The organism is Zhenpiania hominis, from assembly GCF_014333425.1.
Classification (GTDB): Bacteria; Bacillota; Clostridia; order Peptostreptococcales; family Anaerovoracaceae; genus Hominibacterium; species Hominibacterium hominis.
This window is the reverse complement of record NZ_JACRYT010000002.1, coordinates 235397-255759: the sequence shown is the minus strand read 5'-3', so window position 1 is coordinate 255759 and position 20363 is coordinate 235397. Positions and strand designations below refer to the sequence as shown.

Sequence of the window (20363 nt, the reverse complement as noted above, 5' to 3'; positions counted from 1 at the left end):
ATTCGTTCTCGGAGAAAAATTGCAGGATGGAGGCGGCGGGTGTCACCGAGAAACTGAAAGCCCATGACCCCATGCGCTGGGTGGTGCTGATGAACACGCTGAAAGCGCAAGCGGAGGAAATTATAGAAACGGAATTGATATATATTTAGTATAGGCAAAAGGCCGAAACACAAGCATAAGTGTTTGCTTGTATTTCGGTCTTTCATTTTGTCAATCCCACCCGTTGGTCTTGTTGCGATATTCGGATGGCGAAAATCCTGTTTCTTTTCTAAACCAATCTGAAAAACTCCCTTGATTTTTGAACCCTATGGAATGGGCAATTTCATAAATACTAATCCCTGGATGTTCCAGTTGTTTTTGCGCCTTCTCTAAACGCATTTTTTGAATATAATCAGGGATGCTTTCGCTATAAACCAAACGAAAGAGATAAGAGAGTTTGTTTTTATTGATATAAAAAATCTTGCCTAACGTTTCAAGTGTAAGGTGCTGATCGCAATGGTTTTGCAAAAAGGCTGCTAAACGATGTATCATGGCAATCGTATCTTCATCTAATGCTGATGTATCAGGAAATACCTTTTGCTGTTCTTGCTGTATCTGTATCAACGAAAGTAATTCCAGTACCTTGCTCTCAAAATAAAGTCCGCCGTATTTAGCCGATGGGTTGACGCGACAGATTTGAGCGAACAGATATTCAAGCTCCGGCATCGTTACCATACCAGCCAATCCTTCAACAGAGTGGACAAGCTCCTGATGGTCTACTGAAAAACATTTCGGGAGAAAGGAGCGAAAATATCCCGGCAGCATCGTTACAGATACACAGCGCATTGTACCGCCCTCGGATATTCCAGCACGAAACCTTGAGGCGTTGTTGATATAACCGACCAGATGATTTTCTGTCCGTACACACCGGGCAGAATAAGAGGCCACAGTGTTCCCTTGAAAATGGGGTACTAATGGCGGCGCATAATTGCCTACTGCAAGGAAAGAAGGGTGTTCGTAATTTAATTCTACTTCTTTCTTGAAAGTCAAATCAGCGATTGTAACCGCACACAAATCACGAATTGGTTGCACCCAATAATATCCCTCCCCCACATCCGGCGCAGGACGATAAGTGATGCCACTGCCTTTGATCTGATTGTTACCAGAAACAGGGCGTAAAGATATTTGTCTGAATTGAGGTTCAAATATCTGCTCTATGATATTTTCCAAAAGTAATACCCCCTTTTTTCGGCTTCTGGCACGAACCTTTCGGCTGTCAGCACAAAGACCGTCAACCATATTGAACAAAGTATAAAATGACGCTAATGTAGAGATAGGTTAGCGATGTCTAACCAATAGAATAACACAAATAAAGAAAAAATGCAAATCGCATTTGGAAAGGGGTGTCCATCTATGGCACAAAAAAAGCAGGCAAGTGGAATATCACGCCTGATGCAATTTGCAGGAACAAAGAAATACTTAGTTTTTCTTTCCTGCGTGTTATCTGCAATCAGTACGGTTCTTTCGCTTTGCCCGTTCATTTGGCTTTGGTTTGTAGCAAGAGAAATATTTACCGCTCTTCCTGATCTCAGTCAAGTTTCTATTTCTGCTCTGATGCAATATGCGTGGCTTGCTGTGGCATTTGCTGCGGGTGGTTTTTTACTCTACTACATTGCGCTGCTTTGTTCCCATCTGGCGGCTTTTAGCATTGCAAAAAACATGAAAATGACCGTTTTACAGCACCTGACGACATTGCCTCTTGGATTTTTTGGCAGTCAGGGCAGCGGCAAGATCCGCAAAGTGATTGATGAAAACTCTGACTCCACAGAAGCGTTTATCGCTCATCAGTTACCAGATTTAGTGGGAGCATTTATTACTCCTTTTGTTATTTTGGCGTTTTTGTTTATTTTTGATTGGCGGCTGGGCCTGCTTAGTTTAATTCCTCTGGCTTTGGGTTTTGTCGTGCAGGGCGCTGTCATGGGAACTACCGCTCCAAAATACATCAAACAAGTGCAGGATGCAGGAGAAACAATGAACCGCGAAGCTGTCGAGTATGTGCGGGGTATTCCTGTTGTAAAAGTATTTCAGCAGACTATTTATTCTTTCAAAAGTTTTTACCGTTCCATTCTGAACTACAAAGAAAACATCACTGCCTTTGCTCTCGTCTGTGAATGGCCTATGAGTATTTTTTACGCGTTAATCAATGCGTCATTCTTACTTTTAATTCCGTTTGGTCTGCTGTTCCTTTCCGGGGCCGCAGATTATCGGGGGTTTGTGATTGACTGGCTGTTTTATATTCTGTTCACGCCAGCCTGCGCAGGAATGATTAACAAGATCATGTATGTGTCCTCTTATAAAATCGCGGCAGAAGAAGCCGTCAAGAGAATTGATTCCCTTTTAGGTGAAAAGCCGCTGGACAAAGCAAAACAGCCGATGGTGCCTGATGGGAATGACGTTACTTTCTCCCATGTCACGTTTACTTATCCGGGAGCACATACACCTGCGTTAAATGATTTATCATTTGAACTTCCGGCCGGAAAGACCTATGCGCTTGTGGGAGCATCCGGCTCTGGAAAAACAACAGCAGCGAGTCTTATTCCACGGTTTTATGATGTGGACGAAGGCAGTATTAAAATAGGCGGTGTAGATGTTCGGAATATCTCTGAGGAACGTCTTTCGGAACAGACTGCATTTGTACTTCAAACAACACGACTGTTTAAGGCCAGTATTTTAGAGAATGTCCGTATGGCCCGTCCCACCGCAACAGAGGATGAAGTCCTATCAGCACTTCATCAGGCACAATGCGATGAGATAATTCAGAAATTTCCGCAAGGTATTCATACAACTATCGGAACAGAGGGAGTCTATCTTTCTGGAGGCGAGGTGCAGCGGCTTGCTTTGGCAAGGGCTGTTTTGAAAAATGCACCAATCATCATTTTAGACGAGGCAACTTCCTTTGCGGATGCCGAGAACGAGTACCAGATACAAAAGGCATTTGAGCATTTGATGAACGGTAAAACGGTTCTGATGATTGCCCATAGACTAACTACGGTTCAAAATGCGGATTGCATTCTTGTTATGGATGATGGGAAAATCGTTGAAATGGGAACACACGAGGAACTGCTAAAGTTAGATGGTGTGTATGCAAAGATGTGGCGGGAATATCAAAAGTCCGTTACATGGAATTTGGGAAAGGAGGTTGCGGCTCATGCTTAAACGATTGTTTGCTCTTAGCGATAAAGGAGCGGCAGACTTAAAAAAGGGCGGTGCTGCCTCCGCGTTTTCAAGTCTTAGTCTGTTTGTGCCGATGGCACTGTGTCTTATGCTTTTGCAAGAAATTTGTAAGCCCCTTTTAGGCGAAAAGGCCGATAGTCCTAACATTTGGCTCTATACCGTTCTTGCAGTAGTCAGCGTTGTTGTCATTTTCATTGCGAATTTTATTGAATATCGCTGTACCTATATTGCAGCTTATGAAGAGAGCGCGACACGGCGTATTACTTTGGCAGAAAAACTCCGCAAACTCCCGCTGTCTTATTTTGGAGAACATGACCTTGCAGAAATGACAACTTCCATGATGAGTGACTGCAATGAGTTGGAACGGACTTTTTCTGGTGCCATACCAAAGATGATTGGTTCCATTATCAGTATTATTCTTATTATGGTCGGGTTGTTTGCTTTTGACTGGCGTATGGCATTGGCATTGTTCTGTGTTGTACCCGTAGCATTACTGCTGATCGTGGGCAGCAAAAAGTTGCAGGACAGAATGGGAACCAGAAGAATGGAGGCGAGGCTTGCTGCTGCCGATGGTATTCAGGAGTTTTTGGACAACATTGCAGACCTTAAAACCTGTAATCAAACAGAAAAGTATTTGACAGAACTTGAAACAAAATTACAGGATGTGGTTAATGCCTCTGTCAAAGTAGAGCTTACTTCCGGCACGTTGCTGACCTCTGCTCAAATGCTTTTGAGACTCGGTCTTCCTTTGGTTATTTTAGTGGGAACTACTTTGTTGATCGGTGGTGGTATAGATTTCTTTACCTATTTACTGTTTTTGCTGGCAGCATCAAGGGTATATGAACCACTAAGCGGCGTTATGATGCAGTTGTCTGAAATCTTCAACGCCAATCTGCAGATCAAGCGTATGAAAGAAATGGAAAGCCAGCCGGAGCTGTCTGGAACAGATAGCTGTGCGAATAAAGGATATGACATTACCTTTGACCATGTTTCCTTTTCCTATCAGGACGGAGAAACTGTTCTGAAAAACGTGAGCTTTACAGCAAAGCAGGGAGAAGTAACAGCCTTAGTCGGCCCATCTGGAAGTGGTAAAAGTACCGCCGTAAAGCTGGCAGCCCGCTTTTGGGATGCAACGGGTGGAGAAATCCGACTTGGCGGCATCAATATCAGGACAGTTGAACCGGAAACGCTGCTTTCCAATTACTCGATTGTTTTTCAGGATGTAGTTTTGTTCAGCGATACAATCATGGAGAATATCCGTATTGGCCGAAGAAACGCCACGGATGAAGAAGTCATTGCGGTTGCAAAAGCCGCCTGCTGTGACGAGTTTGTATCTCGTTTCCCACAAGGGTATCAGACAATGATTGGAGAAAACGGTTCTACCCTGTCCGGCGGTGAACGTCAGCGTATTTCCATTGCAAGGGCATTGTTAAAGGATGCTCCTGTTATTCTGCTTGACGAGGCAACTGCATCCCTTGATGTGGAGAATGAAACCTCTGTGCAAAACGCAATCACCCGGCTAACGAAAGGAAAGACGGTTCTTGTTATTGCACATCGTATGCGTACTGTTGCTGGTGCAGATAAAGTTGTTGTTCTGGAACAGGGAAAAGTTGTTCAGCAAGGTGCGCCTTCCAAACTCATAGAGGAAGATGGATTATATCGCCATCTTGTAGAATTACAGCAGCATAGTCAAACATGGACAATAAACACAAAAAGTCAGGAGGATTGATTACTATGAATACGAAAACGGCTCGGATTGGAGCAAAAGACCTTGTTACAGTTGGCATTTATTCAGCCATCTATCTTGTCATTACCTGTGCGCTGGCTTTTTTAAGCCTGATTCCAATTATGTATCCGCTAATGACGATTATCTGCCCGATTGTCGGAGGCATCCCCTTTATGCTCTTTCTGACGAAAACAAAAAAATTTGGCATGATTACCATTATGGGCATTTTGATGGGCCTTGTCATGCTTTTGACTGGTATGGGATATTGGAGCCTTATTACAGGAGTAATTGCTGGACTTTTGGCTGACCTTGTATGGAAAGCTGGAAGATATTCCAGCGCAAAAATGAGTATCGTAACAAATGGAGTATTCAGCCTTTGGTATATCGGCAACTATATAGCGGTATTTGTAACCAGAGAGGCTTACTTTCAGCACGCAGTTGAAAGCTATGGTCAGGCATGGGCCGATACGATTCAAACTTACCTGCCAAATTGGATGGCGGTTGTGCTGTTAATCGTTTGCTTTATCAGCGGACTTGTGGGTGGTTTGATTGGAAAGAGCCTGTTGAAAAAGCATTTCAAGAAAGCAGGAATAGCATAATGTCCTGGGAATTGCTGAGCGCCTCAAAAAAAACAAAGGGAGTTACTCTCGATCCACGCACAAAACTAATTGTGTTGATTACTATTTGCTTTCTGGTTCTCGGCGGCGAGGGCGGCGGTCTTGCGTTGGTTACAAAGCCAATGCTGACCGCCATCCCCATTCTGCTACTTTTCTGTTTTGGAAAAAAGAAAGCGGCTCTCGTTTGCGTGATCATTTATGTGACCTGCTATCTTGGGGAACAGTTTGTTGTGCCTGTGACTACCGGGGCTACAAATTTTGTTTTGCTCTTTTTGTGCGGCTTTATTTCCCGTGTGTTGCCAGGACTGGCAATGGGATATTACACCGTTCGTACAACAACAGTCAGTGAGCTTGTAGCCGCCATGCAACGTATTCATTTGACGGAAAAGCTGATTATTCCTCTGTCTGTTATGTTCCGCTTTTTCCCCACAGTGGGCGAGGAATACCATGCGATTGGTGACGCTATGCGGATGCGGGGGATTCGGTTTGGCGGGAAGAAAACTGTCAAAATGCTGGAATATCGGTTTGTCCCGATGATGATTTGCTCTATTAAAATTGGTGAGGAATTGTCTGCGGCGGCTTTAACCCGCGGACTTGGAGCGCCAGTACGTCGTACTAATATCTGCAAGATCGGGTTTAAGGCATTAGATATAGTTCTCATTACATTTTGTGCTGTGCTTTTTATTCTGACCATCTTACGGAAAATTGGACTGCTGGGGGTGTTGGCATGATTGAATTTCAAAATGTTTCTTTTGCCTATGAAAACGGCGATCATGCCGGGCAGCTTCATAACATCAATTTTACGATTCCGGACGGTCAGGTTGTCCTGCTCTGCGGTGAGTCAGGCTGTGGGAAAACCACATTGACCAGGCTGTTAAACGGACTTATACCAAACTATTATGAGGGACGGCTTGAGGGGAGCGTTTTTATTGATGGGAAAAGTATTGTAGAAAAACCGTTGTACGAAATTGCTTCTCTGACAGGCTCGGTATTTCAAAATCCACGGAGTCAGTTTTTTGCCGTTGATACAAATTCTGAATTGGCTTTCGGATGTGAAAACTTGGGGATAGCGGAAAATGAGATTATCGCCCGGATGAAAAGAACAGTGGCGGAGCTGCATATTGAAACGTTGATGGACAGAAGTATCTTTGCGCTTTCAGGAGGAGAAAAGCAAAAAATAGCTTGTGCGTCGGCAGCCATGATGGAGCCGGAGGTTTTTGTATTAGATGAACCATCTTCCAATCTGGATATAAAATCTATTCGTGAACTTGCAGAAGTTATTACACTTTGGAAAAATCAAGGCAAAACTATTTTAATTGCTGAACACAGACTAAGTTATTTAATGGATTTGGCAGACCGCGTTCTTTACATGAAAGACGGACAGATTGAGAATGACTTCTCAATAGCTGATTTCCGAAAAATCCCCCCGGATGAAATATCGCGTATGGGACTTCGTTCTCTTTACCCGGTGACATTCCACAATCATCACACTTTTACAGCAAAGAACAAAGACGAAATCATTTTATCCGATTTCCGATTTGCGTATGCTGAGAGTTTAGTGTTAAAAGTTGAACATCTTGTAATTCCACAAGGCAGCATTGTGGGGGTTATAGGCAATAATGGCGCAGGAAAAACAACTTTCGCCCGTTGCTTATGTGGTTTGGAAAAAAAGGCATCCGGGGCAATTACGATAAAGGGGAAAACTTACTTACGAAAAAAACGTCTCAATCAATGTTATATGGTGATGCAAAATCCAAGCCATCAACTTTTTACAGAAGATGTGTTGGATGAAGTTCTTTTGAGTATGGATGGAGACGAAGAAGAAAATCGGCCAATAGCAGAGAAAATTTTATCTGATCTAAATTTGACGCCATTTACTGAACGGCATCCTATGTCTTTGTCTGGTGGTCAGCAACAACGAGTGGCAGTAGCCAGCGCTGTGGCATCTGGCCGGGAAATCATGATTTTTGATGAACCGACCAGCGGATTAGACTTTCGCCACATGGAGGAAGTCGCAAAGGTGCTTAGAAAATTGCAAAAAGCGGGAAAAACATTGTTCATTATTACGCATGACCCGGAATTGATAGAAAGATGCTGTGATTACTTCATTTTCATTGAAAATGGAGAAGTGAGTTGGCATGGCGGCTGGAATTTGCAAAATAAACAGCAGTTAGAATTATTCTTCGGGCCACAAAGGAAAAGGAGATGAAAGATGAAACTTCATGCGTCCGGGGAGGACTACCTGGAAACCATCCTTGTTCTCCAAAAGAAACTCGGTATGGTACGCTCCGTAGATGTGGCCCGGCACATGGAGGTGTCAAAGCCCAGCGTGTGCCATGCAGTGGCTACTTTGCGGGACGGCGGCTTTCTTACGATGGACGAAGATCACTTTCTCCATCTGACCGATGTGGGCCGCGAGGTTGCCGAAAAAATCTACGAGCGTCACTGCTTCTTTACCGAGCAGCTTATCGCCGCAGGCGTTGACCCCAAAACTGCGGAGGCCGACGCCTGCCGGATTGAACACATCATCAGCGACGAGAGTTTTGACCGGCTGAAAGAGGCAGCCGAACAAGAACAGGACTGAACTAAATAATTGAGACTATCCTGCCCCGGTAAACGGGGAAAGAAAAAAACCGTTGCTGGGGTAGGTAGTTTCGTGCGCCCATTACATAACTTTATCCTGGCGGCGGTTTTGAAACACATTTCAAGGCCGCCGTTCTTCATGCCCTTATGAGGATGACGACCCTGTGCTGAATGTTACGGCGGCTTTAGGAGGGAGCCGCCGTGAAGCACAGAGGGTTTCGACATAATTCGGCAGGAATTTACCTGCCAAAAAAAGTCTGTCCCCGGCAACGGGGACCTATGCACAAGAAGATGAACTATACCATGTAGGGAAACAACAGAACACACCAGATAGCGTCTGGCTGGATTATATCCAGTCAGGCGTTTTTTGTCATATCCTGCGGTTCTCCGTAGGTTGCCGGTCCCCGCCATCTCCATTTCAATTCACTGTTCACCCACCACCCCCTGAATTGAAATGGAGGACAAGTATGTTTGATAAGAAAAGTGAATATGCCCTGAACAAACACGATCAGGACAGCATCATCTACATAAGCGTCAGCGGACACATCCGGCTCACCCGCGCCGACTTTTCCAGCGAGGAAGAATTTCTGAAATGGAAAGCCTGGTCTGATGAGGATTACCACGAGAGAGAAAAAAGCGGCCGCAGCTTCAACGATAACCGTGTGGATCTGAATGAGTGCCTGGATGTGATCGGCACAGTCCAGTCCGCAGAGGATGAATTTTTCTCGAAGATCATTGAGGCTGATTTGCAGGCCGTAAAGAAAGCTATGACGGAGCGGCGACTGGCTGCACTCAGGAGCATTTTGAACGCCAAGCAGTACCGGCGTATTTGGATGTACTGTGCCGAAGAAAAGTCCGTTACGGAGATTGCAAAGCTCGAAGGAGTAACGAAAGCCAGTGTTTCTCTCTCCCTTGACGGGGCGATGAAAAAAATCTCAAAAAAGTTTGCGAAAGCTCTTAAAAATACCTAACAAATGGCCTTAAAAAATGTGATAGGTGAAGGACACATTTTCCTCACCCTTCACAGAACCATGACAACTGAATATACGGTATTGCAGGTACGAAACCCGCGTGATGAGCGACATAAGGTGCGCCGCCAGGACGATAGCTTCAAGGAGGTGATGGGACAAGCTATCCGAGCGATCAACGCATACCTTAGACTCGGACAGGCACTCCGGGCGCGATGACAGCGCGGGGGTTAAAGATACTTTCTCACGACCTCCCACAGACTTGAGGGGGAACCCTGCGGCACACGCTTTGAACGATGCTGCGGAGTTATGACAGCCCTGCCAGGGGCGGCCTGTAATATCCCCACCGCTGGGGATGCGTGGCAAATACAGCGGGCTTGAAGTTACTGAAAAGTCAAGGCAGCCGCGCCGAAGTGCGCCGTATGTTACAACGGCTCCAACCAGATCGGCGCGGCTGCTTTTTTTGTTCTCGAAGGAGGCGAACAATTATGACTTCAAATTCGCCTGTTTGTTATGCGAATATCCCGTCCGGAACTTCCGGGCGTACTCATACAGAAAGATACTCCGCTGTTCAGCCTGCGGGCTTTGGTAAGATCGGCATGACGATTGAAGAAGCTGCCGACTATACCGGCATTGGGCGCAACACCCTCCGCCGCCTCGTGGATTGGGGAAAAATCCCGGTCCTGCGGATTGGGCGTAAGTCCATAGTCCGTGTGGATGTGATTTGCTGTTTTATGCAGATCAACGAGGGCCGCGACCTTCTGGACCGCAATCAGGTCCTTGCAGTGGATTGAACATAGAAACTTTTGATATTTAGCAAGCGGTATGTTTGATAGATTGGCCACCCTTTGCTATAATCAGGGTGACACATCACTACGGTTCCGTTTGCCAGCATAGAAAGGAGTTTGCTATGGCAAAAGGATCTGTAAGAAAGAAAGGAAAGAAGTGGTACTATCGCTTTTATGTAGAGGATGCCAGCGGCAACCGCGTTCAGAAGGAATTTCCGGGAACGGAAAGCAAGAGTGAAACCGAGTCACTGCTCCGCAAGGCGATGGAGGACTATGAAACCAAGATGTTTCTGGCGCAGGCCAAGAACATCACTTTGGGAGATATGCTGGATATGTGGGTGGAGGAAGAACTGAAACCCGGCTCATTGAGTGATGGAACGGTGACAGCCTACATCAACACTGTTTCCCGCATCAAGAAGCATCCCATTGGAAAACGCAAGCTCAAGACGGTAACTTCCGACCATCTGCAAAGCTATATGGACTTGTTGAGCTTCGGAGGGACAGGCCCTGATGGGAAAACTGTTGAGGCATTGAGTAAAGGATCGCTGGGCCAGTATTCAGCGGTGCTTCAAAACTCTTTCAGATTTGCGGTTTTTCCCAAGCGGCTGATTACTTTCAATCCGATGCAGTATGTGGTGAAGCGGATTAAAGGTGATGAATATGAGCTGTTCACTGAGGATGGTACAGGCGACCTTCCTGCTGAAACGCCGACAATCTCCCATGAGCAGTATTTGGCACTGAACGAGCTTCTGAAGAAAAAACACAATCCCGCGTTACTGCCTATCCAGATCGCCTATTTCGCCGGGCTTCGTATCGGTGAGGTGTGCGGGCTGACCTGGCAGGACATCGACCTGAAGGAACAATGCCTCACCATTCGCCGGAGTATGCGGTATGACTCCGTAAGGAAGAAAACACAGATCGGCCCCACAAAGCGTAAGAAAATCCGTACTGTGGATTTCTGCGACACCCTGGCGGCTATCCTGCGGGAAGCCAAAAAGGAGCAAATGCTGAACAGCATTAAATATGGACCGCTGTACTCACAAAACTACTACCGCATCGTCAAGGAAAAGAACCGCACCTACTATGAGGTCTATTCCTTGCCCCGGACAGAGACACCACCAGAAGGTTACACCCAGGTTTCCTTCGTTTGCCTGCGGCCCGATGGAGCTTATGAAGCCCCTGCAACGGTCAGCAGTGTGTGCCGATACTCCCGAAAGAAGATCGGGGATATGGATGATTTTCACTTCCATCTGTTGAGGCATACATATACGACCAACCTTCTCTCTCACGGGGCAGCACCCAAGGATGTGCAGGAGCTGCTGGGACATTCTGATGTAAGTACCACGATGAACATTTACGCCCACGCCACCAGAGAGGCCAAGCGAACTTCCGCAAGGCTGCTGGATAAGGTTGTAGGGACAGCCTGAAAAAAGTTTCCCTCATTTCTTCTCGCAAGGGAAAAAATGAGGGAAAAGAGCCAAAACGAAGTGGCGAAAACGCTGTAAACGCCAGTGTTTTCAAGGGGTATAGAAATTTTAACTGAGAAATAAGAATTACTCTGCTTCTGAAAACAGCATAACAATGGAGTTAAAGGCGCATAGCAGTTCCTTCTTCTTTTCATCGGAAAGGTGAGAGGCAGCGCCAATAAGCTGCGAAAGCGGAACCGTCACTTTAAGCTCATCTTCAGAAGATGAGAGCAGTTCCAGTGGATCGACATGGAGCTGTTTCGCAATCTGTTCAATTGTATCAATTCTTGGATTTCCATTACCTTTAAGAATTTCCTGCAAAGATGATCTTGAAATCCCCAGTTCTTCGGCAAACGCAGTGAGCGTCTGGTGCCGGGAAGTATGAATCGCGTTTAGGCTGTCTGAAAGATTTTTTTGTAAACTCATAAGAGTCCTCCTTTTCTGTGTTCTATATTAGGGGGATTCGACAAAAATTGACAGAGTGAAATACTGGTATTCCGTACCGACATTTCGGTAAAAACACTGTGAAAAAAGATAGGATTTCTAAATTTTGGGTATATAATAAAAAGAGAGAATAGGGGGCGGTTATGAAGAAATGGCAAATTTACAAAATTTATGGGACAGATTACACGGAAATGACAAAGGAGCTGCTGAAGCGAGCCAAGCTGAAAAAACGAATTCCTCATAAGAACTGCAGGATTGGGATCAAGCCGAATCTGATATCGCCTACAGAGGCGTGCCGCGGCGCAACCACTCACCCGGAAATTGTGGCAGGAATTATTGAGTATCTGCAGGAACGGGGATTTTTCAATTTGGTGATGCTGGAAGGCTCATGGATAGGAGCAAGGACATCAGAGGCTGTAAAAGTTTGTGGATATGAATCCCTTTCCCAAAGGTACGGAGTACCGTTTATTGATACGCAGCAGGATGAAGCTGTTCGATGTGATTGTGCGGGAATGCCGATTGAGATCTGCAGAAGCGCAAGAGAAGTAGAATTCCTCATTAATGTGCCAGTCCTCAAAGGGCATTGCCAGACTAACATGACTTGCGCGCTGAAAAATCTCAAGGGACTGATTCCGAATTCGGAAAAAAGCCGCTTTCATACCTTGGGGCTGCATGAACCGATTGCCCATCTGGCAGCAGGACTTACACAGCATTTTATCGTTGTGGATCATATCTGCGGCGATCTGGAATTTGAGGAAGGCGGGAATCCGGTCACGACTAATTGCGTTATGGCGGCCAGAGATCCAGTACTCTGCGATACATATGGCTGTAGGCTTCTTGGTTTAAAAAAAGGGGATGTGCCCTATATTGGCATCGCGGAAAGCCTGGGCGTGGGAGCATCGCGCCTGAAAAAGGAAGCGATACTTGAACTGGAGTGGAACAGCGCGGGTGAAAAGAAAAAGCAGCCGAAAGAGAAGCTTTCCGGAAAGCAAAGGAAAAAGGAGCAGCTGAAAAATTTAAAAACGCTGGTACAGGAATCGAAAGCGTGCAGCGCTTGTTACAGCAATTTGATGAATGCGCTGATGCGCTTGGAACAGGAAGGAATGACCCGGAATATAGAGAAGGGGAGCATCTGCATTGGACAGGGATTCCGCAAAAAGACGGGGAAACTGGGTGTAGGATCCTGTACCAAAAATTTTGACCGCTGTCAAAAGGGCTGCCCTCCCAGCGCAGAAAAAATATATTCATTTCTGAAAAAAGAATATCAAAAGGTGTGACATTTGATTTGCATTGGAATCCTTTTTATTTTTAATCTGATTCTAATGTTTATGCTTTAAACTACGGATAGTGAACAAGAAGGAGAGGACGACGACATGAAAAAATTATCAAAAAAAGGAATTGCGGGAATCGTGATCGGAATTATTGTGGTAATAGCTATTATCGTAATCGCTATTATAATGACGATGCGTATTGACAGTGAAGAAGCAAGGAGCATCGCGCTCAGCCAGGCGGGCGGAGGAGAAGTCCAGTCTGAAGAAGTGAGCAGCGAAGGGCTTTGGAATGAATACAGCTATGTGATTATCAACGGTGACAAGTGGTATGAAATTGAAATTGGCGGATTTGGCGGAATCGGCGAAATAAAAAGCGGCACAGGGCAGGTCCCGATTGATTAATAAAATAGATTCAGGAAACGGAAAACGCCTTCGGAATGATCCGCAGGCGTTTTCCTCTTTCATTGCCAGTTTTCCTGATATTGACACAATTCGGCAAGTGGAGTATTCTATAAACGGAAAACTGAAAGAGAAAAGGGGAGGATTTATGACGCTGAATTTTTGTTCCTTTGCCAGCGGGAGCAGCGGAAACTGTTACATGGTGCGCTGCGGTGATACCGCGCTTCTGGTGGACGCGGGGATCAGCGGAAAACGTATATTTGAGGGGCTGGAACGAACCGAGACGCCTCTGGAACAGGTAAAAGGGCTGCTGATTACCCATGAGCATATTGACCATGTAAAAAGTATTCCCATTGTCACCAAAAAAGCACCCGCGATCCGGGCATACGCAAATGCCGCCACATGGGCAAATATTGAGCGCAAAGTCGCGGAAGAAAAGAAGGCGCTGTTTACGACGGGAGAAGATTTTTCAATTGGCGGAATCCGTATCCGACCGTTTGCGATTCCTCATGACGCGGCGGAGCCGGTAGGATTCTCTTTTTACGCGGCGGATCGGCAGATCAGTATTGTGACGGATGCGGGCTGCATTACGGACGCGATTTTTCAGGAGATCATGGACGCGGATCTGCTGGTGCTGGAAGCAAACCATGAAGTGGAAGTACTGCAGATGTGCAATTACCCATACCAGACCAAGCGGCGAATTTTAGGAGATAAAGGGCATCTTTCCAATGTGACGGCAGGAAAGTGCATCTGCCGTCTGATGGAGGCAAAGGACAAGGCGCGGCGGATTCTGCTGGGACACTTGAGCCATCAGAATAATGAACCGGAGTTGGCGAAAATGACCATTGGAAATATTCTTCAGGAAGAAGAAATTTACATAGGCGGGCGTTTGAAGATGGATGTGATTCTGAGAGATCGCATCAGCCCTGTGTATGAGGTGTAAGCAAAGAATGCAGATACAGATCGCGGCGGTGGGAAAAATAAAAGAACGTTATTTAAAAGACGCCATAGAAGAATACAGCAAGCGGCTGTCCCGGTACTGCAGCCTGGAAATTACGGAAGTCGCCGATGAGAAAGCGGCGGAAAACTTGAGTCCGGCGGAGGAAGAGGCTGTTCGGGAGAGGGAAGGAGAGCGCCTGTTAAAGCAGATTCGGGGCGACGCATATGTTATTACACTGGATCTTCAGGGAAAGCAGCTGAGTTCGGAACAATTGGCTGCGCAGATGGAAGATCTGGTTCTTCGGGGTGAAAGCAGGATCACCTTTGTAATCGGAGGATCTCTGGGCTTGGGAAAGAATGTGAAAAAACGTTCGGATTACGCCCTCAGCTTTTCGAAAATGACCTTTCCCCACCAGCTGATGCGGGTGATTTTGCTGGAACAGGTTTACCGGAGCTTTAAAATCCGAAAGGGAGAACCGTATCATAAATAACGGGAAGAAGCTTGCGCAAATTGATTTTATATTCGATTCATCGGATTGAAATTTAAAAACAATATCCCTTCATCGCCGGCGGGAGCTGCCGGCCGTTTAAGACAATCGAACAATATGAAAATATACGAACAGAAAGAAAACAAAAAGCAATTTTTGCCTTTACTGTTGTTGGCAGATGAACAGGAAGATATGGTAGATCGCTATCTGGACAGAGGCAGCATGTATATTCTGGATGATGACGGGGTGAAATGCGTGTGCGTCGTAACGGACGAAGGAGGCGGTATCCTTGAGATTAAAAATATTGCCACAGTACCGGACGGCCAGAGGAAAGGCTATGGGAAAACGATGATCGGTTTTCTTGCCGCCCAATACAGAGGAACGCATTCGGTTTTGCAAGTTGGGACAGGAGACAGCCCTTTGACCGTTCCCTTTTACGAGAAGTGCGGATTTATCCGGTCGCATAGAATTAAAAATTTTTTTACAGATAATTATGACCATCCGATCTATGAATGCGGCATACAACTGATGGACATGATTTATTTGCGGAAAAACTTGTAGGCTTCATATTTTCCGGTGCGCCGTAGCTGCGGATCCTGCATAGAAACAGCGCCCTGTGTGGACTTTCACCACAGACTGACGGCATACCCGTCATATAAGCAAGATGCGACGGATTTTCCGCCGCATCTTTTATATTATCGGTTCTTTCTCATTCTTCCATACAGGAGCGCCGCTAATACCGCCGCTGATACCAAAAGGAGAATTCCCCAGATCGCCAGTGTGAAGGAATCGCCAGTAGCCGGAGCCGGCTCCGCCGCTTCTCTGCTTTCTTCAACGAACCGGTCTGTCCTTTTCCCGTTTTCTTTGGGGTCCGCCTGCACAGGGCTCCAGTTGGCGGTATAGTGTCTGTCGCCGCCCGTTCCCTTTGAAACAGTCACCGTCTTTTCCGGCGTTTCTCCATTCGAGCCGGTCCAGCCTAAGAAGAGATATCCCTCTTTGCTCGGATTGTTAAGCGTGAAATCCTCGGTCTCTGTTGTATAAACATGCGGGTTTTCTTCCTCCAGCGTTCCTCCCGCCAGATCATAGGTAATCGAATACTGAATCGGATTCCACAGCGCTTTGAACGTCTCATCTTCCGTCACCTTGCACGCGTAACCCGGATTATGCTTGTGCCCGTAGGCATCCTCCCACCATTCGAAGGTATAATATTCCCTTGCAGGCGCGTCCGGGAGAGTGATAAAGCTGTCGTATTCCGCCTGTTTGACGACCGTCTCTGTCGTGCCATCCTCCCAGGTTCCCCCGTTCGGATCAAAGGTAAAGGTCTTAATCTCCGGTTTCCAGTTGGCCGTATAGGCGCGGTCGCCGTGGGATCCTTTCGGAATGGTCACCGTCTTTTCCGGCACCGTTCCGTTTGAACCGGTCCATCCCAGGAAGAGATAGCCCGTCCGCTGCGGCTCTTTAAGCGTGAAGCTTTCGGTGCCAACGGTATACACTTCCGGGTTTTCTCCCAATATCGTCCCTCCCGCGAGATCGTATGTAATGGCGTATTCTTCCATCTCCCACTGCGCGTACAGCGTGAGAGCAGCCCCATCTTCCGCTTTGTCTGAAATAAATTCAGCCCCATCCGGATAAAAGACGCCGCTGCCGTCCGGCTTTGTATTCCAGCCGGTAAAGCGCCAGTAGTCCCGCGTAAATTCACATTCTTCCAGTGTCGTTTTGCTTTCATAGAAGGTTTCCTGCTGTATCATCGACCCTTCGCCGCCGTTGGGATCGAATTGAATAAACGTTCTGACCGGAGTCCACTGTCCATATAAATCAAGCACCTCGCCATTTTCCGTCTTGAGGTTTTTAACCGGTTGGGAATCCTTATAATCACATGTGATTATCCAATCTTTCGTTTTCGTCCACCCCGCGAATTGGTATCCGCGCCGCTCAAACTGATTAGCGATCAGCATCTCCTCCTGATCATAGACCATATCCTGCGTAACCGTCCGGTCGGTTTCCCCGTCATTGGCGTGGAACACGATCTGATAATGATTCGCGGCAGAATGGGCCTGGAGTTCCGCCGGTCCCGTAACGGTGATCGTCTGATTCGGTTTCGTCATATCCTCATTTTCAAAGCCGGGCTCGCTCCCGACTGCGGTGTAGCCTTCAAAATGGTAGCCGGAGTTCACGACTGTTCCAATGTTTATTTTCTCCCCGATTAGAATCTTCTCCACGCTAGTCTTTCCCTCATTGCCGATCCACGATTCCGCGTGGGCGTCCCCGGATATCTCAACCGTATAAAAATCGAAATTATACGCGTTTTCCTTTTGCTCTACGTCGATCGTCCTGCCCTTCGCATCGTAGCCTGTTTCGGGATCAAACAGAACCTCATAACTGCCAGTTGTTATACTCCCATCTTCTTTTATTGTGTAAACACCGACGGCTTTCTTATCAAATGGTATAAACGTTTCATCGCCTCCAAGTTCTTTCAGCTTAATCTTCTCCGCATCGAGGTCTACCATTTCGCCGTTGTTTGTAACCACAATCGTCGCGCGGTTTGTATCCAGCCAGTTGGCAGTGAGGGTGGCCCCTTGTAATTCTTCTCCATTGTCTTCATTAAGAACCGTACAGAGATTGGTCACCACAGCTTCATCCGCGTAATGGCTTCCAAGAGCTGCCGTGGACCAGTGCGTAAAAACGGAGCTCCCATTTGTAAATTTACAGGGATCCAGGGTCTCCGAAGTGTCGTATTTCATCTCCTGTGTCATTGTTTCCCCGGTCGCCCCCTCGCCCGGCTCGAAGGTAACCGTATACGTCTTCGGCTCCCACTGGGCGTAAAGGGTGATGTGCTCCTTCATGCCGTATCCAAAGTCTTTCTCTGGCACATTTGCTTGATCCGCATAGAATTTTCCACTGCCGTCCGGCTCCGTATTCCAACCTTTAAATTCCCATCCGGTCAGCGTATAGTTGTTTTCCGGAAGGGTAATCCCTTCATATAGGGTTACTTCCTGATCCTCCATCGTATTCTCAACTATGTGAGATGCGTTCCCCGGTTTATTCTTATCGAAATGGATATAATATTTGTTATGCGCCCAGACCACGTAAAGCGTCGTATCCTGTTCCACAGTGATCGAATTTCTTGGTAGGTACTTAACTTTCGACGAATTTGGTTCTATGGACCATCCGCGAAAGAAAAGCCCAGTTTTTCCTGGTATGTTATCCGGAATTTTCGCTGTTTTCTGATCGGGGTACGCATAGATCGCGTCCGGCATATACTTCGCCGGTCCGCTGGTATCCTCATCAACAAAGGAAATCGTATAACGCGTCATGTCAATCGCAACATACAGATGCTCCTGAATCAGCTTATCATTATCATCATACCCTTTTTCCTCAAACTCCTCGGTTGTCTGGTAGGTATGGCCGGTTTCGTCCTTCGCCGAAACGGTGATCGTATGCGTTCCGGCAGGCAGGTAGATTACAGCCTTTCCTTCCGCGTCTGTTTTTCCGCTCTTTATGGATTCAAACTGTTTGTCATCAATTTTGTAGGAGACCTCCGCGTCTTTCAGCGGCGTATTATTTTGGTCGGTTACATGAACGAACAGCCGGTATCCCCAATGGGGGCAGGTCGTGGCCGCGGAATCATTGTAGGTCCCTGAATAGTAAAACGGCGTGATCGGGATGGTCGGTCTAAAAATGCCGGAAATGCCTTTGCTGAAAACCCCCGCGTTGACGCTGACGCTGTAGCCCAGCATTTTGTAGCTGAGATCTCCGTCAATACATTGAAAATCCTTGCACGCGTGATATTTCCTTTTTTCATCGAAGTAATGCCCGCTGGTCAGCTTTCCGGAAATTTCCAATCCAGTTTCCAGTTCCGCGCTGACCGAGAGGACCTTAAAGCAGGAAAGCGAAAGCCCGCTCGCGAATCCGACGAACACCGATCCCTGGATGGAAAACCCTCTAAAATCGAATTTGGGCATGGTCGATTTGTTGTTTACGAAAAGATCCAGTCCGGTCAGGCCAGCCTTGCCTCCGATCTCGATCCCGGTACACATGCTGGCATCAAATCGGATTCCGCCGGTCGCAGTGCCGGAAATTCGAAAGCTGGTGTTATACTCAAGGTTTACAACCCCGGTCACGATGATGGGAATCGTTAGAATGGGAAAGTCTTTCGTCACGGTAGGGAGATCCACATCGAGTTCGGTATCCGGGCAGTGGAGATCGTTGACGATCGAAAAGGCGACTTCCGCTCCGCTCCAGCTGAAATCCCCGGTCAGGGAGACGGTCAGGGTTCCCTTCATATTCATAGACAGCGTTCCCCAGGTTCCCAAAGGAATGCTGTCAAGCGGGACGTTATATTCTTGCGACGCTTTTAAGTTGATCGCGGTCAAAAAGGAACGCAGGGCCTCTATATCCGGTTCTTTCGTTTCATCCAAGCTGTCATGAACCTCTCCGCGGAGAACCGCGCTGTCGGACGCGTCATCGACATTTACGCTGTCCACACTGAACATATAGTAGCCTGTTGTTGCCTTCCCTTCCGCGTTTGTAGTCTCATCGATCAGAAAGACCGGCGCGTCCTCTTTCAGATTCCGGAGCTGCCCGGAAAGTCTGCTGCCGATATGATTCAAAGTGCACAGAGAATCTCCGCTGTTGGCAGGTATAAAGTCAATCTCCACGCCGGATCCACCTTCCGCGCCCTCCGACGCGCCGGCGCCTTCTTCGATGCGCAGAACATCATCGGCAAGAATCATAAAGCTGCCCTTATCCGCGCCGGAATTGACTGCCAGCTCGACCAGACGATCTCCTTTATGACGGTAGTCGGCCGCTGTCTTTTCACTGACCTCCCGAATCTTTTCGGAATACGCGTTCGACAAATACGGATCCGCTGTATTTGTTCCGGAAGCATCCTGCAGCAGCACTTCCAGGATAAAATATTCCGGCATATCCGCATCGAAGGCCAGATTGGTCGTAACCGGAGCATCAAGAGAAGGAGATACGGATACGCTCTTCTGATAAACCGGGCGTTCGTCGTCAAACGTGCCTTCATAGCCATCCTCATAAAAATTCACCTGCATCTGCCGGGCGTCTCCATACCAGGTGATCGCGCCGGTGTTCGCGTCCGGATCGATCTCAACACTGACGAACCCCGCAGTCGCTTCACCCTCAGCGGACGCGGCCGATGCCGATACGTTTCCGATCACGTTCGCCCCGCTTTCCGATGCGGCTTCCGCCCTTGCCGCGCCGATATTTGGAAAAATCGAAAGGGTTAACGCCGCGATTAAAGCGATCGCAATGATTCTCTTTGCACAATTCCTCATATCTTCCCCTCCAAAAGAGCTGTAATTTCAAACATTGTTTCAGTTTTATTTTATCAAAAACAGGTTTGGCTGGCATCACCCGTTGCAAAGGGTGAAATGGGTTAGTAGCCTCCTTCATTTTTCCATCAAAAAACGCCCGAATCGGGTAAATTCCCGCATGG

Annotated in this window: 18 protein-coding genes; 15 read left to right on the top strand and 3 right to left on the bottom strand. The window is 47.1% G+C overall.

Annotated elements, in window-relative coordinates; genetic code table 11:
• The first annotated feature begins 26 nt into the window (after window positions 1-26).
• The gene (locus H9L42_RS04030) at window positions 27-149 is read left to right on the top strand and encodes a TnpV protein (protein WP_465270641.1); all 123 of its coding nucleotides are present in this window, start codon (window positions 27-29) and stop codon (window positions 147-149) included.
• Window positions 150-210: 61 nt separating this feature from the next.
• Here H9L42_RS04030 and H9L42_RS04025 read toward each other — a convergent pair whose 3' ends face one another.
• Window positions 211-1209: a helix-turn-helix domain-containing protein gene (locus tag H9L42_RS04025; RefSeq protein ID WP_187302116.1), complete on the bottom strand. Its 999-nt coding sequence runs from the start codon at window positions 1207-1209 to the stop codon at window positions 211-213.
• A 183-nt stretch (window positions 1210-1392) separates the two neighbouring features.
• On the opposite strand from H9L42_RS04025, the gene H9L42_RS04020 reads away from it, so the two are divergent.
• The 9 genes from H9L42_RS04020 to H9L42_RS03980 all read left to right on the top strand — a co-directional run bounded on the left by H9L42_RS04020 (window position 1393) and on the right by H9L42_RS03980 (window position 11322).
• Window positions 1393-3195, top strand: a complete 1803-nt coding sequence (locus tag H9L42_RS04020) for an ABC transporter ATP-binding protein (RefSeq protein ID WP_187302115.1) — start codon at window positions 1393-1395, stop codon at window positions 3193-3195.
• Window positions 3188-4942, top strand: coding sequence for an ABC transporter ATP-binding protein (locus H9L42_RS04015; protein ID WP_187302114.1), 1755 nt, complete (start codon window positions 3188-3190; stop codon window positions 4940-4942). Before H9L42_RS04020 ends, H9L42_RS04015 begins: the two co-directional genes overlap by 8 nt.
• Window positions 4943-4947: 5 nt before the next feature.
• The gene (locus tag H9L42_RS04010; protein WP_187302113.1) at window positions 4948-5538 is read left to right on the top strand and encodes an MptD family putative ECF transporter S component; all 591 of its coding nucleotides are present in this window, start codon (window positions 4948-4950) and stop codon (window positions 5536-5538) included.
• Window positions 5538-6287, top strand: a complete 750-nt coding sequence (locus tag H9L42_RS04005; protein WP_187302112.1) for an energy-coupling factor transporter transmembrane component T — start codon at window positions 5538-5540, stop codon at window positions 6285-6287. Before H9L42_RS04010 ends, H9L42_RS04005 begins: the two co-directional genes overlap by 1 nt.
• Window positions 6284-7765: an ABC transporter ATP-binding protein gene (locus H9L42_RS04000; RefSeq protein WP_187302111.1), complete on the top strand. Its 1482-nt coding sequence runs from the start codon at window positions 6284-6286 to the stop codon at window positions 7763-7765. The genes H9L42_RS04005 and H9L42_RS04000 overlap by 4 nt, the downstream gene beginning before the upstream one ends.
• Before the next feature lie 3 nt (window positions 7766-7768).
• Window positions 7769-8140, top strand: coding sequence for a metal-dependent transcriptional regulator (locus H9L42_RS03995; protein WP_187302110.1), 372 nt, complete (start codon window positions 7769-7771; stop codon window positions 8138-8140).
• Between the two features lie 466 nt (window positions 8141-8606).
• The gene (locus H9L42_RS03990) at window positions 8607-9110 is read left to right on the top strand and encodes a sigma-70 family RNA polymerase sigma factor (protein ID WP_187302109.1); all 504 of its coding nucleotides are present in this window, start codon (window positions 8607-8609) and stop codon (window positions 9108-9110) included.
• 485 nt (window positions 9111-9595) lie between these two features.
• Entirely contained in the window at window positions 9596-9901 is a 306-nt protein-coding gene (locus H9L42_RS17420) for a helix-turn-helix domain-containing protein (RefSeq protein WP_082669687.1), read from the top strand.
• A 116-nt stretch (window positions 9902-10017) separates the two neighbouring features.
• Window positions 10018-11322 (top strand): tyrosine-type recombinase/integrase, encoded by a 1305-nt coding sequence (locus tag H9L42_RS03980; RefSeq protein ID WP_187302108.1) that lies wholly within the window; start codon window positions 10018-10020, stop codon window positions 11320-11322.
• 126 nt (window positions 11323-11448) lie between these two features.
• Here H9L42_RS03980 and H9L42_RS03975 read toward each other — a convergent pair whose 3' ends face one another.
• Window positions 11449-11787, bottom strand: a complete 339-nt coding sequence (locus H9L42_RS03975) for a helix-turn-helix domain-containing protein (protein WP_187302107.1) — start codon at window positions 11785-11787, stop codon at window positions 11449-11451.
• Between the two features lie 161 nt (window positions 11788-11948).
• Here H9L42_RS03975 and H9L42_RS03970 point away from each other — a divergent pair, with 161 nt between their 5' ends.
• The 5 genes from H9L42_RS03970 to H9L42_RS03950 all read left to right on the top strand — a co-directional run bounded on the left by H9L42_RS03970 (window position 11949) and on the right by H9L42_RS03950 (window position 15463).
• Entirely contained in the window at window positions 11949-13082 is a 1134-nt protein-coding gene (locus tag H9L42_RS03970; RefSeq protein ID WP_187302106.1) for a DUF362 domain-containing protein, read from the top strand.
• A gap of 96 nt (window positions 13083-13178) precedes the next feature.
• A complete protein-coding gene (locus tag H9L42_RS03965; protein ID WP_187302105.1) occupies window positions 13179-13478 on the top strand; it encodes a hypothetical protein in 300 nt (99 codons plus the stop codon).
• Window positions 13479-13623: 145 nt separating this feature from the next.
• A complete protein-coding gene (locus H9L42_RS03960; RefSeq protein ID WP_187302104.1) occupies window positions 13624-14418 on the top strand; it encodes an MBL fold metallo-hydrolase in 795 nt (264 codons plus the stop codon).
• A gap of 7 nt (window positions 14419-14425) precedes the next feature.
• Window positions 14426-14905, top strand: coding sequence for a 23S rRNA (pseudouridine(1915)-N(3))-methyltransferase RlmH (gene rlmH / locus H9L42_RS03955; protein WP_187302103.1), 480 nt, complete (start codon window positions 14426-14428; stop codon window positions 14903-14905).
• A 114-nt stretch (window positions 14906-15019) separates the two neighbouring features.
• Window positions 15020-15463 (top strand): GNAT family N-acetyltransferase, encoded by a 444-nt coding sequence (locus tag H9L42_RS03950; protein ID WP_187302102.1) that lies wholly within the window; start codon window positions 15020-15022, stop codon window positions 15461-15463.
• Window positions 15464-15597: 134 nt separating this feature from the next.
• Here H9L42_RS03950 and H9L42_RS03945 read toward each other — a convergent pair whose 3' ends face one another.
• Window positions 15598-20202: an InlB B-repeat-containing protein gene (locus H9L42_RS03945; RefSeq protein ID WP_187302101.1), complete on the bottom strand. Its 4605-nt coding sequence runs from the start codon at window positions 20200-20202 to the stop codon at window positions 15598-15600.
• Between the last annotated feature and the right edge of the window lie 161 nt (window positions 20203-20363).